We start from the raw sequence: 16,987 nt of genomic DNA, 5'->3' as shown, positions 1-16,987 counted from the left end.
TATTTTTTATATTAATAATACATTTGGTAATCTATTTCTGCCATAAACATACACAAAAAAACAGAGAAAGCAAATTTTTTGTATTAAAATCTTTGCGAAAATATCCTGTCCTTATTCTTATAACATCTTCAATGGGGTAAAGTTGCTAAAAAAGGACTAAAAATAGTAATAATGGCCAGATATAAGATGACGAAAGCGGCTAGTGTTGTACCCTCTTTCTTACCGTAAGCACTCACCCTCCGGGATAGTGGCGGGTGGATAATGGCTTTTCTCAACGCTGCATAGATCGCATATAAGAGTAAGGCGACAAACGTCCCTACAATCATTCCGGCCAAGATATCCGAAATAAAATGTACACCCAGGTAGATACGGGTATAACTGTTAATTGTAGCCCATAGCAGTGTGCTGAATGTCACTAAAGGGTTCCGGAACACTAACGAAAGAAACACGGCCAATCCAAAACTGTTGGTAGCATGTCCTGAAATAAAACCATATCTGCCGCCCCTGTAGCCATTGATAATGTCTACCATATCCCTGAAGTCGGGATGATGGGTAGGCCGAAAGCGTTCAAAGAAGGGTTTGAAAAAGGAGGATGAGATCTGGTCTGTTGCAACAAATACAAGAATGAGGAAGAGGGAGACTAAAATCGCTTCGTTACGGCGTGCACGGTAAAAAAAGATGAAGAGGATGAAAAGGAATACCGGAATCCAGATGAACCGGCCACTGATTGTCCACATCACATTATCCAGAAACAGTGAATCGCTGCCATTCATGGCAAAAAAGAGATCGCGTTCCGCGGGAAGTAGTCCCTCTATAAAATCTTTCATATTTTTAAATTTCAAATTCAAGATTCAAAGTTCCATATCAATCTATTTTCCATTTTCGACTTTCAATTCTCATCCCACCTAACCACTTAACCACCCAGGCTCCTTTCCACTATATTATGTCCACATCCTGTTGGCGAATCCAACCTATGCTGCCGTCGGAAATCTGAATTTCAAGCCAATTGCCATCCCTATTTCTGATTTTCACCTTCGTGCCTTCATGCAATTCAAAAAGTTGATTACTATTGGTATCGGGCGAAGCATTGACTGAAGCAGCCCCTGCCATTACGATGGCGGAGTCCCTGCGTGTACGCTCACTTTTTTGGCTAAATGCAAAAATATTTGCCCCAATCATCAATAGAAGAATTACGATACCTGTATAAAAAGCAGCCTTCCTTGCCCAGAGTAGGCGTATGAAAAGATAAACAGCCACACAAGCCAGAAATAGGATAAAGAGGATAATACCTGTGATAGCCCACTGGTTGGAACTGAACACATTCCTGACACCTCTGAACCAGTTGGTAAGAAAGAGATTGGCTGCTGTGTCGATACGGTCTACTGTACGATTCTGCGCAAACCGGAGATTATGCCGGATATCACCATCACCCGGATCAAGGAGCAATGCCCTTTCGTAACAGAGGATTGCTTTTCCCAGTTGGTTATCCCGAAAGTAGGCATTACCCAGATTGTAATAGAGTTGTGCTGATACTTTGTCGTCAGCCATTCCCTGCGCAATAAGTTCTTCATAAAGCGCTATACTTTCTTTATAGTTCTGGCTGCGATATGCCTGGGCGGCAGCCTCCGGCATATCTTGAGATGCCGGTGCAGATAGTTCTACTGCTGTATTGGCCGGATTCGGGACCGTATCGCCGACTATCTCTTGTCCCGACACCATCTCCACGCCACAATATAGGGTCAATATAAAAATGAATATATTCCGTATCATAATTTCAGTAAACTAAAAACTAAAAGTGAAATTTCTTTACATCTAAACTTCTCATTCAATCTCATTCAATCTCACTCAATCTCATTATTCACATTGGCATATTGATATCATCACATCGTTAAATTATCATTACCGGTTCCGACTTGTCGGGATCAACAAATCAACCTTTCCACTTTTTCACTTTCCCACCTTTCTCAGTTTGTTTTCCATATCTTCAATCGCTTTCATCGTATCGTTGTAGATACGGTCCATCTCGGCGTTACTTTCGGCAGGGGCATACCGTGCAAATTCGCAGGTATCGAGGATCTCAATAAACTTACCCGCCACCTGTTCACTGATGCCTTTTCGCGACAGTTCTTCTTCTATATTGTTTTTTGACAGGCGTGCCACCGGAATGGAAAGTTTATCGCTGAAGTACCCCCATATTGCACGTAACACCTCATCATAAAAATGCTCTTTATCCTGTTCTTTCAGATACCTATTGGCTGTTTTTAACCTCTTGATAGCCATTTTATTCGCTTTCCGGGTACGCATCAACGCCACATTGGCATTTTCCCGTGCCTGCTTCCGGTTTATTATATAAAGCACAATCAGTAGCAGTAGAGGGATCAGGTACCATAGCCAGTAATTTAATGAGCCGACGAAGAAGGTTGTGGCGGAAAGATAGGATGGTTCACCGGTCTTCAAGAAGCGTATATCCTGTTCCACCTTTACCTCCTGGCGATTCACAAAAGTGCTGGTCGTACTACTACCCGGATCTCCTTTTGCTATCTGCAAATTCTGTTCCGGTGCTGTGAGTGTTTCGTACCTATTTTTGCCCGGGTCAAAATAGGTAAATTCTACCGCAGGTAGGGTATAGGATCCTTCGTAACGGGGGATAGCCATATATTCTATCTTCCTGATTCCGGTTAATCCGTTAGTAGTTACATTCAGGGAGTTTGTAACTGTAGGATCATATACTTCAAAATTATTGGGGAATTCTATTTCAGGATTCCGGATCAGTTTCATATTTCCTGTCCCGGATATTTCCAATGTAATGGTGATCGCCTCATTGGCTTTTACTGCTGTAGAATTGATCCCGGATTTCAATGTGAAAGTACCTACCGCATTGGCGTAGCTGGGAGGCCTGTTGGCCGGGAGGGGTTTTACGTTGATTGACAAAGGATTGGTGATCAACTCTTTTTTTACATCCACCATCACCTCCTGGGTGCCGAAGAAGGTGGAAACCCTCCTCCCTGACGGAACAGAAAAGACCATCTCCAGGCTTCCGCGCGGGATAGAGATCTGTCCTGACCGCTGAGGGAACAGCAATGTTTTACGAAGATCGGCCGTATAATAGTTTCTTCCGTTATACCGCTCCAGTTGTAGTTGCTGATTCGCCGGTAGATCGATCTCTTCTACCATAAAACCTTCGAATTCGGGAAACTGTATTTTCCCGTAATTGATCGGATTCAATATAGTATAGAGCCGGAATGTAACAGTGAATCCCTCCTGTTCATAAGGGTCGTTCTTGGAGACAATAGCCCTGATAAATGCATCATCGGCTGAGACAGTCGCAGTCCCTGTGCCGGAAGAGCGATCCTCACCCCTTCCCCCGCCGGCGGCAGGCTCTTGCGATGATGATTCATCGGGAGGAAGCACTTTTATTTGCAGTGAATTGGATTCATAATTACTCCCATCTACCCTGATAGAGGCAGAGGGGATAGTGAATGTTCCCGTTTTTTTTGCCATCAGGATATAGGTATAAGTAACCGAACTCTCAGAGGTGGTTTTGCCGTTCACCGTCCGTTGGCTGAAGCTGGTGGATATACTGGGACCGAACAATACATCAAAATCGGGAATCTCCGGAAGGCGAATATCCTTCCCTTCCTTGTTCAGGATATAGCTCAACCTGAACTGCTCCCCTTCAACCACAGTCGCCGGAGCAGAGGCCTTGAATGTTACCTGGGCGGACACCTTTCCGGCACCGGTAAGCAACACAGCGAAAAGAAGAAAAAATATATAGATACGCTTCATAGGGCTTATTTCATTTTTCATTCTTCACTTTTAATTTATCAATATATCGACTCATTGGCACATTAACTACGCTTCACTCCGTTGAACGTTGTTTGGCATATTAGCATATTCATCAATTATTTTTTTACCAATTCTTATTATTCCTCCTGTTATTCTCAGCCTGCTCCTCTCTTTCCTTAGCCTTTATCTGTTGGACCTTTTCCTGGGTCTCTCTTTCATCCTGTTCTATCGCCTGAAGCAGTTGTCGGGCATTATCGCGTGACATCTGTTCCGGTTGGTCGGGTTGTTCCGCACGTTTCTCCTGATTCTGGTCATTCTGTTGCGGTTGTTGTTCCTGTTGTTGCTGTTCTTGTTGTTGTTCCTGCTGATCCTCCTGCTGATCCTGTTCACCGCCACCCTGCTCCTCTTCATCCTGGATCATCTTCTGTACCACTGCCAGGTTATAGCGGGCTTCATCATCCTGGGGATTTAATCGCAATGCCATTTTATAGGCCTCCATTGAACCTTGCAACTCTTTCTTTTGCAGCATCGCATTCCCTATGTTATGCCATGCAGCAGAGGCTTCCTCCGGTTTTTCCTGTTCTAAAGAGGTGTAATGGTTATACTTCTCAATAGCCTGATCCCACTCTTTCTGCCGGTAAAGGGCATTCCCAAGGTTAAAATTCGCTTCTTTGGATGCCGCATTTTCTTCCACCGCATTTTCGTAGAATTTAACCGCGTCGGAGAATTTTTCCTGTCGGTACTCCTTATTCCCTTTGCGGATGTTCTTCCGGACATCTTTTTGTGCGGAGACAGCTATTGGCAGCATCACCCCCGCCACAAGAAACAATATATATCTTATAATAAACCTGCTCATTCTATTATTCTTTGTAGATTAAAAATTACTAATTGCTAATTACCAATTACTAATTATCAAATCATCACATCCACCTTTCACTTAAAAACCCTCACATTCCTGAACAGCGGATTTTTCTTGTCATAAAAAAGTATCTCCAATACCAGAATCACAAGTATTATCCAGGCGAGCATTGAAAATTTCTCATCATATTCCGAATAAGTGAGGCTGGTAGTCTTGCCTGTCTGCAACTCATCGAGTTGTGTTTCCAACGCCCGGACAGCACTGTTTGAATTATCGGCACGGACATAAAATCCTCCTCCGCTCTGTGCTATCTCCATCGCCATCTGTTCATTCAGACGGGAGACCACTACATTGCCTTCTGAATCGGTCATAAAATTGCTTCCATATTCAGTGGCAGGTATTGGCGAACCGTCCGGGGAACCGATCCCGACCAGATTAATCATTACACCTGCTTTTGCCGCTTCTGCAGCAATATCGACGGCGCTTCCCCCATGATCTTCACCATCGGTAATGATCACCATGGCCTTGCTCATTTCCTGGTCACCGGAGAAGCAACTCATCCCCAAGCTGATTGCCTGTCCAATCGCAGTGCCCTGTATCGGGACAAGGCTCGGATCGATGGTATTGAGGAAAATTTTTGCCGACTGGGTATCGGATGTCAGCGGCATTTGTACATATGCCTCTCCTGCGAATACGATCAGTGCTACCTTATCATTCCTGCGCAGGTCGATCAGTCTCGACAGGATCTGTTTAGCCCGTGCGAGTCGATTCGGTGACACATCTTCAGCTAACATCGAATTGGAAACGTCAATTGCGATTACCAATTCAATTCCTTCTTTTTCAACTGTTTCCACCTTTATCCCGAATTGTGGCCGGGCAATCATAAATATGCCGGCGCATAATGCTGCAAAAATCAGCCAGAATTTCAGGTAGGAACGTTTCAGGGATAGTTCGGGCATCATCATCTTAAGCGTGGAGAGATTGCCCAATTTTTGGACATCCTTACGCTTCCTGATGTTCAGATAGATGTATACCGCCAGCAACAGGGGCATGGCGAAGAACAACCATAAATATTCCGGATTTCCGAATCTAAACATTTCCTATTTTTATATTGTATCTCACTATTATCAATCAATTGTTTCGCTTCGCGGAATCCATTCCCGTTCGGCAAACCCTCTTTTCACTATTCACTTTTCCTTTTTCACTCCCTTAAGGCACGCTCCTTAACCACGTCCTTCGTAATAACAATTCCAACAGTATCAATCCCAGGGCCGCCAGTGCAAAGGGGAGGAACAACTCCTTACGGCGCGTCACATTCTGCACACTGATCAGGTACTTCTCCATCTCGTCGATCTCATCATATACCTGGCGGAGCCCTTCGGTATCCTGCGCACGGAAATATTGCCCCCCGGTCATCGCGGCAATTTCAGTCAGTGTCTTCTCGTCGATGTCCACCTGCATATTTTGCATCCTGACCCCGTATGGCGTATTCACAGGGGTAGGAGCCATCCCTTTGGTTCCCACTCCCACCGTGTAGACGCGGATACCGTAAGAACGCGCCAGATCGGCAGCGGTAAGTGGAGCGATCTGTCCTCTATTATTTGTCCCATCGGTCAGCAGGATTACCACACGTGATTCGGATTGGCTATCTTTCAGTCTGTTGACAGAAGTAGCCAGTCCCAGTCCAATAGCTGTACCGTCTTCTATCATTTCGTACTCTACCTCGTTGAGCAGGTTCAATAATATCTTATGGTCAGTTGTGAGCGGACATTGCGTAAAGCTTTCACCGGCAAAAATCACTAAACCTATATTATCGTTAGGACGGTCTGCAATAAATTCAGAAGCTACTTTTTTTGCAGCCTGCAGACGATCAGGCTGTAGGTCTTGTGCAAGCATGGATCCTGACACATCCAATGCCAGTACAATATCGATGCCTTGTGTTTCTGTCTCTTCCCAGCTGTTAACTGATTGTGGCCGGGCAATTATAACGATAATCAACGCCACAGAGATCATCCTCAATACAAACGGAAGGTGCCGCATATAAACCCTAAAGTCGGATTTCATTCCCCCGAAAGCGCTGGTAGAGGCCAACTTAAAGGAAGCCTGTGTCTTTGACAGGCGCAGCACGTACCACACACTCAGTGGGATAATCAGCAACAACAGATATAGATATTCAGGATGCAGAAATTCCATTCTCACTTACTTTTTTTAATACTGTTATCCGGACTGTTTCCTCTCTCTTTATCATTCTTAGGCTCCTCTTCTTTCTCAACAGGATCGGGTTCCCGGGTCTGATTCACAAAGAAATAGGCGTTCACCAGACTCAGGTCATTTTCATCAGGATAGGGTTTATACTTTGCAAATTTTACCAGATCGGCAGTCGACAGGATCTGCTTGAGGTTATCATACGTCGATTCTATATCCGTGGTTTTGCGAATCTCATTCAGGATCTCTCCGGAAGTCATCTCCATTGCGTTGATTCCTTCCCTTTCATAGATATAAGTACGAAGGACATCCGTCAGCTTGCTGTAAAAATCTTTCTCCCTGCCTTGTTGCCATATTTTTTCAGTTTTGAGTTTGTCCAGTTCAGAGAGCGCACGCACATGTGCCGGCAACACTTGCGGCGGTTTAAAGAAATACCCTTTTTTCTTTTTCTTCAGTACAAGATAGATGATAAAACCAATTAGCCCAAGTACCAGTATTGCTCCCATCGCAATCCAGAGTATCCACAGATAATCTGTCCATACGAACGGAGCTTTTCGTACCGGTTTTATATCATTAAGTTGTAATTGTTTGAAATCGATGGAGTCCGTTTCTCCCGTGTTAATCTTTTCCAGATAAGCCAATGTGGAATCGGAGAGTTCCGGAGAAGTAACCTTTAATCCGAATGAGTTGGAGTAAATGGTATCCGTTCCATCGAAAAAGGGAATATGGGGTATATGGTACAAGGTAGAATCAAATGAAGTGACCACGTACTTGAAGTTGAGTGTCATCACGTTGTTCTCGATGATGGTGTCGGGAGGCAACATAGTAATTACTTCAATACCGGGCACTATCTCCTTTTCATACACCGGAAAATGGATGACCTTATCTTTTGGGGTAATTACTTTAAGGTTGATTAACGCCTGTTCGCCGATCATAATTTCAGTAGGCTGCACTGTTGCCTGTACCGAAGCCTTTTGTGCAACAAGGGAAGTGATGGATATAAGGCATAGGGCAACCGCGGCTGCCCTATGGATCGGGATGATATGTAGTTTTTTCCGTATCAAAGTTACTTTCTTTGTTTAAATAATTGCAGTAACAATTTCACATAATCGCTTTCGGTAGAGACCGACACACTGTCTACACCACTCTGCCGGAAGGCATTGTTCATCGACACCTGCAGGTCGCTCCACCAGGAACGGTAGCGGTCCCTTACCTTTTTTGAGGATGTGTTGATCCATCGCTCTTCTCCCGTTTCGGGATCCCTGACTTTCATCAGGCCGACCGGTTGTAATTCGGTACTCAGCTTGTCGTACACCTGGATAGCCGCCACATCATACTTCCTGGCTGCAATCCGAAGCGCTTGTTTATAATCGCCTGCATCAATGAAGTCCGATATCAGGAAAGCGGTACACCGCTTCTTGATAGCGTTGGTCATGTAGCGCAGGGTCACGTTAAGGTCTGTACCGTTCCCTTCAGGTTTAAAGCCCAGGATTTCACGAATAATATAAAGGATATGTTTTCTTCCTTTTTTGGGAGGGATAAATTTCTCTACCTTGTCGGTAAAGAAAATCACTCCAATCTTATCATTGTTCTGGATGGCAGAGAATGCCAGCGTTGCCGCGATTTCCGCTACTATATCACGTTTCAACAGTGATTGTGAGCCAAAGCCAAGACTTTCCGACACATCGATCAGCAGCATCACGGTCAACTCCCGTTCCTCTTCAAATATTTTGATATAGGGTCGGTTGTACCGGGCCGTCACATTCCAGTCGATATCACGCATATCGTCCCCGTACTGGTACTCCCGAACCTCAGAGAAAGCCATACCACGCCCCTTGAACGCGGAATGGTACTCTCCCGCGAAGATATTCCGCGAAAGGCCTCGCGCCTTTATCTCTATATGTCGTACTTTTTTAAGTAGGTCGGTCGTCTCCATTTAGTCTCCTGCCTTTATTCTTTACGGCACCTCTACCCTGTTCAGAATTTCGCTGACAATCTCTTCGGAAGTCATGTTGTTGGCTTCCGCTTCATAGGTAAGGCCGATACGATGACGAAGTACATCATGGCACACCGCACGGATATCTTCCGGGATTACATAGCCGCGACGTTTGATAAACGCGAAAGCACGAGCGGCCAACGCCAGGTTGATGGAGGCACGGGGTGATGCCCCAAACCCGATCATCTCTTTCAGGTTTGCCATGCCGAACTGGTCGGGGAAACGGGAGGCAAACACAATATCTACAATATACTTACTGATCTTTTCATCGATATACACCTCCCTCACCACTTTCCGTGCCTCTAAGATGGCTTCAGTAGAGATGACTGCTTTATCGATGGCAACCGGCTCGAAAATATTTTGCCGGATGATCTGCTTCTCCTCCTCTTTCGAAGGATAAGAAATGATCACCTTCAGCATAAAACGGTCTACCTGCGCTTCAGGTAGAGGATAGGTCCCTTCCTGTTCGATAGGGTTCTGGGTAGCCATTACCAGAAAAGGATTTGGTAATTTATAGGTCTGCTCGCCAATGGTAACATGGCGTTCCTGCATCGCTTCGAGCAATGAACTCTGCACTTTGGCGGGAGCACGGTTTATTTCATCTGCCAACACGAAATTGGCGAAGATGGGACCGTGTTTTACTTGGAACTCCTCATTGCGTTGGCTGTAGATCATGGTTCCGATCACGTCGGCAGGCAACAGGTCGGGAGTAAACTGGATCCGGCTGTAATTTGCATCGATCAGTTGAGCCAGCGTTTTGATAGCCAGTGTTTTTGCTAATCCGGGCACCCCCTCCAGAAGGATATGCCCGTCTGATAATAATCCGATCAGCAGCGACTCCACTAAGTGCTTCTGTCCCACGATCACCTGATTCATCCCGGTAACGAGTGTCTGGACGAAGCCGCTCTTTTGCTCTATTCTCTCATTTAGCTCCTTAATATCGACAACTTGGCTCATATTTTTTTATTATTGATAGGTAGATTTTTTTTTCGACTTACAAAATTAGAAATGTTAAAGAGGTTTCTTACAGTTTAGGGGTTAAAAATGTTTAAGCCTGTAGGATAACTCCATTTCGAAGCGATTGACGAAAGCTTCTTTCATCCGGTCGGAAACCTCTTCAAAGTCGACTTCATGCCCCAGCTCTTTCTGTATGGAGGTCACACCCCGATCCCTGAAACCGCAGGGATTGATATAATTAAAATAGGAGAGGTCGGTATTGATGTTAAGCGCCAGGCCGTGCATCGTCACGAAATGGCTTGCCCGCACACCAATGGCACAGATCTTCCTCGATTTGGCCCGATCGGCAGCATCAATCCATACCCCCATTGCCTTATCATCCTTTTCTCCTTTGATACCGTAGGTGTCCAGCATATCGATTACCACATCCTCCAGTGTGGATATATATTTTTTTATTCCCATTCCGAATGCCTCCAGGTCGATGATCGGGTAAACGACCAACTGTCCCGGACCATGGTAGGTGATATCCCCGCCCCGGTCAATAGTATGCAGGTCGATATTTTTACTCTTACAGACGTGGTTGGCGATAAGCAGGTTCTGTTTATCGCCATGTTTCCCCAGGGTGTACACATGTTCATGCTCGCAAAAAAGGAGGTACTGTTCTTTCTCTTCCTTCTTTTCCGATTTCGCCCGGACTACCGATTCGAACAGCTTTTCCTGATAATCCCACGTTTCCTTGTAACGGCCCGATCCGAGATTTTCAAATATCACTTTATTCATTATTCAAAAATCAAGATTTTGAGGTTATCAAATCGTTTAACCACGTTAGTCTCATTGTCTCATTGAATCATCGGCACATCAAACATGTTTCTCCGCATGGTAGGAAGAACGCACCAATGGTCCACTTTCCACGAACTTAAATCCTTTCTCCAGGCCTATAACCTTGTATTTCCGGAACTGCTCCGGCGTTACAAATTCTTTCACCGTCAGATGTTTTCTGGTAGGTTGCAGATACTGTCCGATAGTGAGCACCTGGCATCCTACGTTGATCAGGTCGTCCATCGTCTCCAGTATTTCTTCTTCGGTCTCTCCCAGACCCACCATGATCCCTGACTTGGGCTTGGCCTTACCGCTTTTAGCAATGGTTTCTATCGTTTTGAGGCTGACATCATATTTGGCACGGCTACGCACCTTCGGTGTGAGTCGCCTTACCGTCTCCATATTATGCGAAATGATTTCGGGACCCGTATCGATCACTTTATAAATCAATTCCTCAATCCCGTTGAAATCAGGGATGAGTGTTTCGAGTGTCACGTCCGGATTTCTTTCTTTGACACGTCTGATTGTGGTCGCCCAAAATTCCGCCCCGAGGTCGGGAAGGTCGTCCCTATCCACGCTTGTGATCACGCAATGCTTCAGGTTCATCTTCTCAATACTCTCTGCCAGACGATCAGGTTCATTCCAATCCACAATTCCCTGTGGGCTTCCCGTTTTCACAGAACAGAATCTGCATGCACGGGTACAGACATCGCCGAGGATCATAAAAGAAGCGGTTCCTCTGCCCCAGCATTCCGACAAGTTAGGGCATTTTCCGCTTACGCAAATTGTATGCAATCCCTTCCTTGCAATGATCTCTCTTACATCCAGGTATTGCTTCCCCTGAGGAAGCGATATTTTGAGCCAATCAGGCTTTCTAGTCATTAATTCAGGCTTGCTATCCATATTTTTATTAATTTCATTCGTTGTACCAGGCAGACTAAAATCATATTTTTCTGCGATACAATGAAAAAGTGATTTTTTTTAATGTTATACAGAAAACAAAAATACTATTTTATTCGGGTATTTGCTAAATTATTTTTAGGACCAAGCATTCCAGAACATTGTCGCCGTTCAAAAAATGCGTTGAAACTTTTGTTTCTTAAGAGAACCAAGACTGTTTAAACTAAAAACTGAAAACTAAAAGATTAATTTTTTATCTTTGTCCCCTAAACTCAGTTAGAGCGGATTATATTGGATTTTCGATTATTACATACAGATCCCGGATCAAGTGCCCGGGCGGGTATTATATCCACTGACCATGGAGAGGTGGAGACCCCGGTATTTATGCCGGTAGGTACTGTAGGGAGTGTAAAAGCTGTTCATGTCAGTGAGTTGAAAGAGGATATCGGAGCACAGATTATCCTGGGCAATACCTATCATCTTTACCTGCGTCCGGGGCTTGATATCCTGCAACAGGCGGGGGGACTACACCGGTTCAACAGCTGGAACAAGCCCATGCTTACTGACAGTGGTGGATTTCAAGTGTTCTCGTTGACCGAGAACCGGAAGCTCTCGGAAGAAGGAGCAGAGTTCCAATCACATATCGATGGTTCAAGACATTTCTTCACGCCAGAAAAGGCAGTCGACATCCAACGGATCATCGGAGCCGATATCATGATGGCGTTCGATGAATGCACTCCGGGGGATGCCGATTACGATTACGCGAAAAAGTCACTCGATCTCACAGAACGGTGGCTCGACCGCTGTCTGGCCCGTTTCCGGGAGACGGAATGTCCCTACGGACACCGGCAGACCCTTTTTCCCATCGTACAGGGTTGTGTATATCCCGACCTGAGACGCCGTGCCGCTGAAAATGTGGCAGCTAAAGGTGCGGATGGGAATGCTATCGGAGGATTAGCGGTCGGTGAACCCACCGAAAAGATGTACGAGATGGTAGAACTGGTCAATGAGATCTTACCCAAGGGCAAGCCGCGTTACCTGATGGGAGTGGGCAAGCCCGAGAATATTCTGGAAGCCATTGAGCGGGGTGTAGATATGTTTGACTGTATCATGCCGACACGTAACGGACGCAATGGTCAGATCTTCACTAAACAGGGAGTGATGAACATGCGTAACGAACGGTGGAAGAATGATTTCTCTCCCATCGAAGAAGATGGCGCATCGTTTGTAGATACCCTGTACAGCAAAGCCTATCTGCGACATCTCATCAATGTCAACGAGATATTGGGATTACAAATTGCATCTATCCACAACTTGGCTTTCTATATATGGCTGGTACAGGAGGCAAGGAAACATATCATCGCCGGTGATTTTTCGGAATGGAAGCCGATGATACTCGAAAATGTAACCAGAAGATTATGAGTAATATAGAATTTCTTAAGTTAAAACGACTCGACAGATATATCATTAAAAAGTTCCTGGGTACTTATATCTTTATGATTGCCCTGATTATCTCTATTGCAGTGGTGTTTGACATCAACGAGAAGATCGATAAGTTCATGACCAACAACGCATCGCTGCAAGCCATTGTCTTCGATTATTATCTCAATTTCATCCCTTACTATACTAACCTGTTCAGCCCACTGTTCGTCTTCCTCGCCGTAATCTTTTTTACTTCCAAGATGGCGAATAATTCCGAGATCATTGCTATCCTTTCAAACGGTATAGGTTTTAAGCGGTTGATAAAACCCTATATGGTGTCTGCTTTAGTGATTGCTGTTTTTTCTTTTGTCTTCGGGAGTTATATTATCCCTCCTGCCAATGCCACACGTATTGAATTTGAACAAACCTATGTGAATCCCCGGGGCAAGGTGACGGGCGATCGCGATATCCAGTTCAGGATAGGACCGCAAACCATCGTTTATTTTGGTAATTTTGACATGACCACCAACACGGGATATAATTTCTCTATGGATCATTTCGACAGCCTTCAATTAACATCAAGGCTCACAGCACAATCTATCCGTTACGACTCTGCCTATCACTGGACTATCAGCAATTACCAGATCAGGCGTTTCGAAGGATTGAAAGAGATAATTACCAAAGGTACGTCTATAGACACCACTTTACAGATTGTACCCAACGATTTTATTATTGCCAAGACAGACCAGCAAATGATGACTTCGCCTCAACTACGCAGTTACATCCAGAGTCAAAAGGAACGGGGATTTGGAAATATACAGGCATTCCAGATAGAGTATCACTCACGGATAGCCTCTGTATTCTCGGCATTTATCCTCACCATTATCGGCGCAGCGATCTCGGCGAGGAAAGTAAAAGGGGGAATGGGACTTAATATTGGTATCGGGCTGGCGCTGAGCATGGCTTATATCCTTTTCATGACTGTGAGTTCCACTTTTGCCGTGAAAGGGGGAATGAGCCCGTTTATTGCTGCCTGGATTCCAAATATTATTTTTACCGGTATCGCGTTGTATCTGTATAAGAGAGCGCCGAATTGATTTGTTGATCCCGACAAGTCGGAACCGGTAGTAATGATTTAACAATGTGGTGATATCAATATGCCAATGTGAATAATGAGATTGAGTGAGATTGAATGAGATTGAATGAGAAGTTTAGATGTAAAGAAATTTCACTTTTAGTTTTTAGTTTACTGAAATTATGATACGTAACATACTGATTTTTATTTTAATCGCAGTGGCATGGCAGTCCAATGCACAGGCAAACTATCCGGTCATTGTCATTGAGACCAATTATGGGACAATGAAAGCAATGCTATATGATGATACGCCCGTACATAGCAATCATTATCTGAAACTGATAAAGGAAGGTTATTTCGATGGTACCCTCTTTCACAGGGTAGTAGAGGATTTCGTAATACAGGGAGGGGCACAGGATTCCCGTGATGCCCCGTCAGGTGCCCGGATTGGAGGTGGACGTACTGATATGGAGTTGATGCCTGAATTTCGGGAAAACAGGTTTCATAAAAAAGGGGCGCTCGCTGCTCCAAGAAGAGGTGACAACGAAAATCCGCAGAAAAAATCAGATGCTTCACAGATCTATATCGTACAAGGAAGGATTTATACACAGGGACGGCTCGACTCAATGGAGATGGCTGTGAATGTACCTATCAAGAACGAAATTATCCGTACCCATTATCTGCCGCATAAAGAGAAGCTCGATGAACTGAAAGCGGCAAACGATGCCGGTGGATTCAATGCCCTTTTAGATTCGCTTTTAAACGTCGTGGATTCCCTCTACGCGATAGCTCCCGGAAAATTCTTCCTCCCCCAGGAGTTGAAAGAGGCATACACTACCCTTGGCGGCATAGATCGTCTGGATGGTTCCTATACTGTCTTTGGAGAGGTGACCGAAGGACTTGAAGTGATCGATAAGATCGCGGCCCTGCCGGTCGATGAGAACAGTCGTCCCAAAACTGATGCCAAGATTATAAGAATCTATGCAATCACTCAATATTCTTCCTTACCCCGGTCAGAAATGCTTTCATTTTATCGGAATCTTTCTCCCCGATAATATCGAGCAATTCGCGCAGTTTCATCCTGATATTTTCCAATTGCTTCGATGTATGCGGATTAAAAAGGATTTCCGTTAGGAGGTAATCGTCTTCCGAGAGTAAGCCCTGTGCAATATTCATATGCTTTTTAAAGGTCGTCCCCGGCGCATCCTGATGTTTCATTACGGAAGCAAACACCAATGTCGAAGCAAAGGGGATAGAGAGAGAGTAGGCAATGGTTTCGTCATGTTCCTGGAACGAATATTCAAACACGTTGAGCTTCAGTCGATGGTACAGATCCCTGAAAAAGACCTTTCCCATATGCGACGACTCCGAAATAATGATGGCGCTTTCTCTACTCAGGTCGTTAAGGCTCGCAAAAGTAGGGCCGAACATGGGATGGGTGGAAACATACGGGCGGGTACGTTCCCTGTAGAACTCCTCTAATCCTGTTTTCACCGAAGCGATATCGCTCAGGATACAAGTCTCCGGCAGATATGGCAATACGTTATGGAATGCCGGAATGGTATACTTCAGCGTAGCGGCATTGATCACCAGTTCCGGTGCAAAATCTTTTACTTCGGTAGCGTCGGTCATCCGTTGCGTATTATAGATGAATCTCAATTTTAGAGGATCGGGATCCAGTACTGCCACTTCGTGGTCAAAACTAAGCACATCGGCAAAAAACGACCCCATCTTGCCGGCTCCGAGAATTAATATCTTCATACTATTGAAATTACTAATTACCAATTAATTACATTAGTCGCTACTTGTCCCGATTTATCGGGATTGGCATATTTAACTACACTTCGTTTCGTTGAACGTTGTTTGTCTTATTAATCTTTATTCGATTTTACTCTCTCCATAATCACCATCTGTTGACGGACTGATTCTGAGTGGATGGCTTCCAAAACTTTTTTGACAAAGTCGCCCGACATTTCCATCCGTTCGCCCTGCGCTGCCCGATCAGTCAGTATCTGGTCATACCGTTGTGTCTGCAAGATCGGCATATGGTGTTCCAGTTTGTATTGTCCGATCTCCCTTGATACCCGCATCCGTTTGGCCAGCAGTTGTAATAGTTCATTGTCCAGTTCGTCGATCTGTTCGCGCAAGTCGGAGAGATCTTCCGTAGTCTGTATCGTATCGCGGATCACAAGGTTGTCGAGTATCTCTTTCAGGGTGGCGGGTGTGACTTGTTGTGCCTTATCACTCCATGCTTCGTCCGGAGAACAGTGCGACTCTATGATCAACCCCGAGTAATTCAGGTCCATTGCCTGTTGACTTAACTTTGATATCAGATTGCGTGCGCCACCGATATGGCTCGGGTCACAGATAATGGGCAACGTAGGAAAACGGCGTTTCAGCTCGATAGGAATATGCCACTGCGGCAAATTACGATAGATGGTCTTGTCGGGAGTACTGAACCCACGGTGGATCACCCCCAACTTCTTTATCCCTGCGTTGTACAATCGTTCCAAAGCACCGATCCACAATTCCAGGTCGGGATTGACTGGATTTTTTATCAATATGGGGATATCCACCCCTTTGAGCGTATCAGCAATTTCCTGTACTGCAAAAGGATTTGCTGCTGTCCTGGCGCCAATCCATAACATGTCGATCCCATATTTTAAGGATTCATAGACATGTTTTTCGGTGGCCACTTCGGTCGACATATACATGCCGGTTTCCTTTTTGGCCTGCATCATCCATCCAAGAGCCGGACTGCCTATTCCTTCAAATCCGCCCGGTTTGGTTCTTGGTTTCCACACGCCTGCCCTGTATATTTTTACTCCATTATCTGCCAACTGGCGGGCAGTGGCCATCACCTGTTCTTCTGTTTCCGCACTACAAGGGCCGGCGATCACAAGAGGCCTCTTATCGTCAATGCCTGGTAACAAGATTGATTCAAATTCCATATTATTTTAATTGTTGT

Annotated in this window: 16 protein-coding genes; 3 read left to right on the top strand and 13 right to left on the bottom strand. The window is 45.0% G+C overall.

Annotated features, from left to right (window positions below; all coding sequences use genetic code 11):
- Nucleotides 1–128: 128 nt before the first annotated feature.
- The 11 genes from U2P89_RS02555 to lipA form a co-directional block, all read right to left on the bottom strand.
- A complete protein-coding gene (locus U2P89_RS02555) occupies nt 129–827 on the bottom strand; it encodes a phosphatase PAP2 family protein (protein WP_091908274.1) in 699 nt (232 codons plus the stop codon).
- A 109-nt stretch (nt 828–936) separates the two neighbouring features.
- Complete coding sequence (locus U2P89_RS02550) at nt 937–1,770, bottom strand: tetratricopeptide repeat protein (protein ID WP_091908272.1); 834 nt, start codon at nt 1,768–1,770, stop codon at nt 937–939.
- Nucleotides 1,771–1,947: 177 nt separating this feature from the next.
- Nucleotides 1,948–3,786, bottom strand: a complete 1,839-nt coding sequence (locus U2P89_RS02545) for a BatD family protein (RefSeq protein WP_091908270.1) — start codon at nt 3,784–3,786, stop codon at nt 1,948–1,950.
- 124 nt (nt 3,787–3,910) lie between these two features.
- Nucleotides 3,911–4,642 carry a tetratricopeptide repeat protein gene (locus U2P89_RS02540; protein ID WP_322190534.1) on the bottom strand — a complete coding sequence of 244 codons (732 nt, stop codon included), beginning with the start codon at nt 4,640–4,642 and terminating at the stop codon, nt 3,911–3,913.
- Nucleotides 4,643–4,719: 77 nt separating this feature from the next.
- A complete protein-coding gene (locus U2P89_RS02535; protein ID WP_091908268.1) occupies nt 4,720–5,742 on the bottom strand; it encodes a vWA domain-containing protein in 1,023 nt (340 codons plus the stop codon).
- A gap of 112 nt (nt 5,743–5,854) precedes the next feature.
- A complete protein-coding gene (locus U2P89_RS02530) occupies nt 5,855–6,838 on the bottom strand; it encodes a VWA domain-containing protein (protein ID WP_313379708.1) in 984 nt (327 codons plus the stop codon).
- 2 nt (nt 6,839–6,840) lie between these two features.
- Nucleotides 6,841–7,914 carry a hypothetical protein gene (locus tag U2P89_RS02525; RefSeq protein WP_313379709.1) on the bottom strand — a complete coding sequence of 358 codons (1,074 nt, stop codon included), beginning with the start codon at nt 7,912–7,914 and terminating at the stop codon, nt 6,841–6,843.
- 2 nt (nt 7,915–7,916) lie between these two features.
- Nucleotides 7,917–8,786: a DUF58 domain-containing protein gene (locus U2P89_RS02520; protein WP_322190533.1), complete on the bottom strand. Its 870-nt coding sequence runs from the start codon at nt 8,784–8,786 to the stop codon at nt 7,917–7,919.
- A gap of 21 nt (nt 8,787–8,807) precedes the next feature.
- Nucleotides 8,808–9,803: an AAA family ATPase gene (locus U2P89_RS02515; protein WP_322190532.1), complete on the bottom strand. Its 996-nt coding sequence runs from the start codon at nt 9,801–9,803 to the stop codon at nt 8,808–8,810.
- An 81-nt stretch (nt 9,804–9,884) separates the two neighbouring features.
- Nucleotides 9,885–10,583 carry a lipoyl(octanoyl) transferase LipB gene (gene lipB, locus U2P89_RS02510; protein WP_076931818.1) on the bottom strand — a complete coding sequence of 233 codons (699 nt, stop codon included), beginning with the start codon at nt 10,581–10,583 and terminating at the stop codon, nt 9,885–9,887.
- 78 nt (nt 10,584–10,661) lie between these two features.
- Nucleotides 10,662–11,525, bottom strand: a complete 864-nt coding sequence (gene lipA, locus U2P89_RS02505) for a lipoyl synthase (protein ID WP_091908256.1) — start codon at nt 11,523–11,525, stop codon at nt 10,662–10,664.
- Between the two features lie 288 nt (nt 11,526–11,813).
- Here lipA and tgt point away from each other — a divergent pair, with 288 nt between their 5' ends.
- The 3 genes from tgt (at nt 11,814) to U2P89_RS02490 (ending at nt 15,074) form a co-directional block, all read left to right on the top strand.
- Nucleotides 11,814–12,944, top strand: a complete 1,131-nt coding sequence (tgt, locus tag U2P89_RS02500; protein ID WP_091908254.1) for a tRNA guanosine(34) transglycosylase Tgt — start codon at nt 11,814–11,816, stop codon at nt 12,942–12,944.
- On the top strand, nt 12,941–14,041 hold the full coding sequence (locus U2P89_RS02495; RefSeq protein WP_416188605.1) for an LptF/LptG family permease: 1,101 nt from the start codon (nt 12,941–12,943) through the stop codon (nt 14,039–14,041). Before tgt ends, U2P89_RS02495 begins: the two co-directional genes overlap by 4 nt.
- Before the next feature lie 160 nt (nt 14,042–14,201).
- Nucleotides 14,202–15,074: a peptidylprolyl isomerase gene (locus U2P89_RS02490; protein ID WP_313379713.1), complete on the top strand. Its 873-nt coding sequence runs from the start codon at nt 14,202–14,204 to the stop codon at nt 15,072–15,074.
- Here the strand turns inward: U2P89_RS02490 and U2P89_RS02485 are convergent.
- Both U2P89_RS02485 and U2P89_RS02480 read right to left on the bottom strand, forming a co-directional pair.
- On the bottom strand, nt 15,007–15,780 hold the full coding sequence (locus tag U2P89_RS02485; protein WP_076931814.1) for a prephenate dehydrogenase/arogenate dehydrogenase family protein: 774 nt from the start codon (nt 15,778–15,780) through the stop codon (nt 15,007–15,009). The two genes, U2P89_RS02490 and U2P89_RS02485, sit on opposite strands and share 68 nt — an antisense overlap.
- A 110-nt stretch (nt 15,781–15,890) precedes the next feature.
- Nucleotides 15,891–16,970: a bifunctional 3-deoxy-7-phosphoheptulonate synthase/chorismate mutase type II gene (locus U2P89_RS02480; protein WP_091908252.1), complete on the bottom strand. Its 1,080-nt coding sequence runs from the start codon at nt 16,968–16,970 to the stop codon at nt 15,891–15,893.
- Between the last annotated feature and the right edge of the window lie 17 nt (nt 16,971–16,987).

The sequence above is a fragment of the Proteiniphilum sp. genome (assembly GCF_034331125.1).
Classification (GTDB): domain Bacteria; phylum Bacteroidota; class Bacteroidia; order Bacteroidales; family Dysgonomonadaceae; genus Proteiniphilum; species Proteiniphilum saccharofermentans.
The sequence above is the reverse complement of the archived record's forward strand: the minus strand, read 5'-3'. Positions and strand labels throughout refer to the sequence as shown.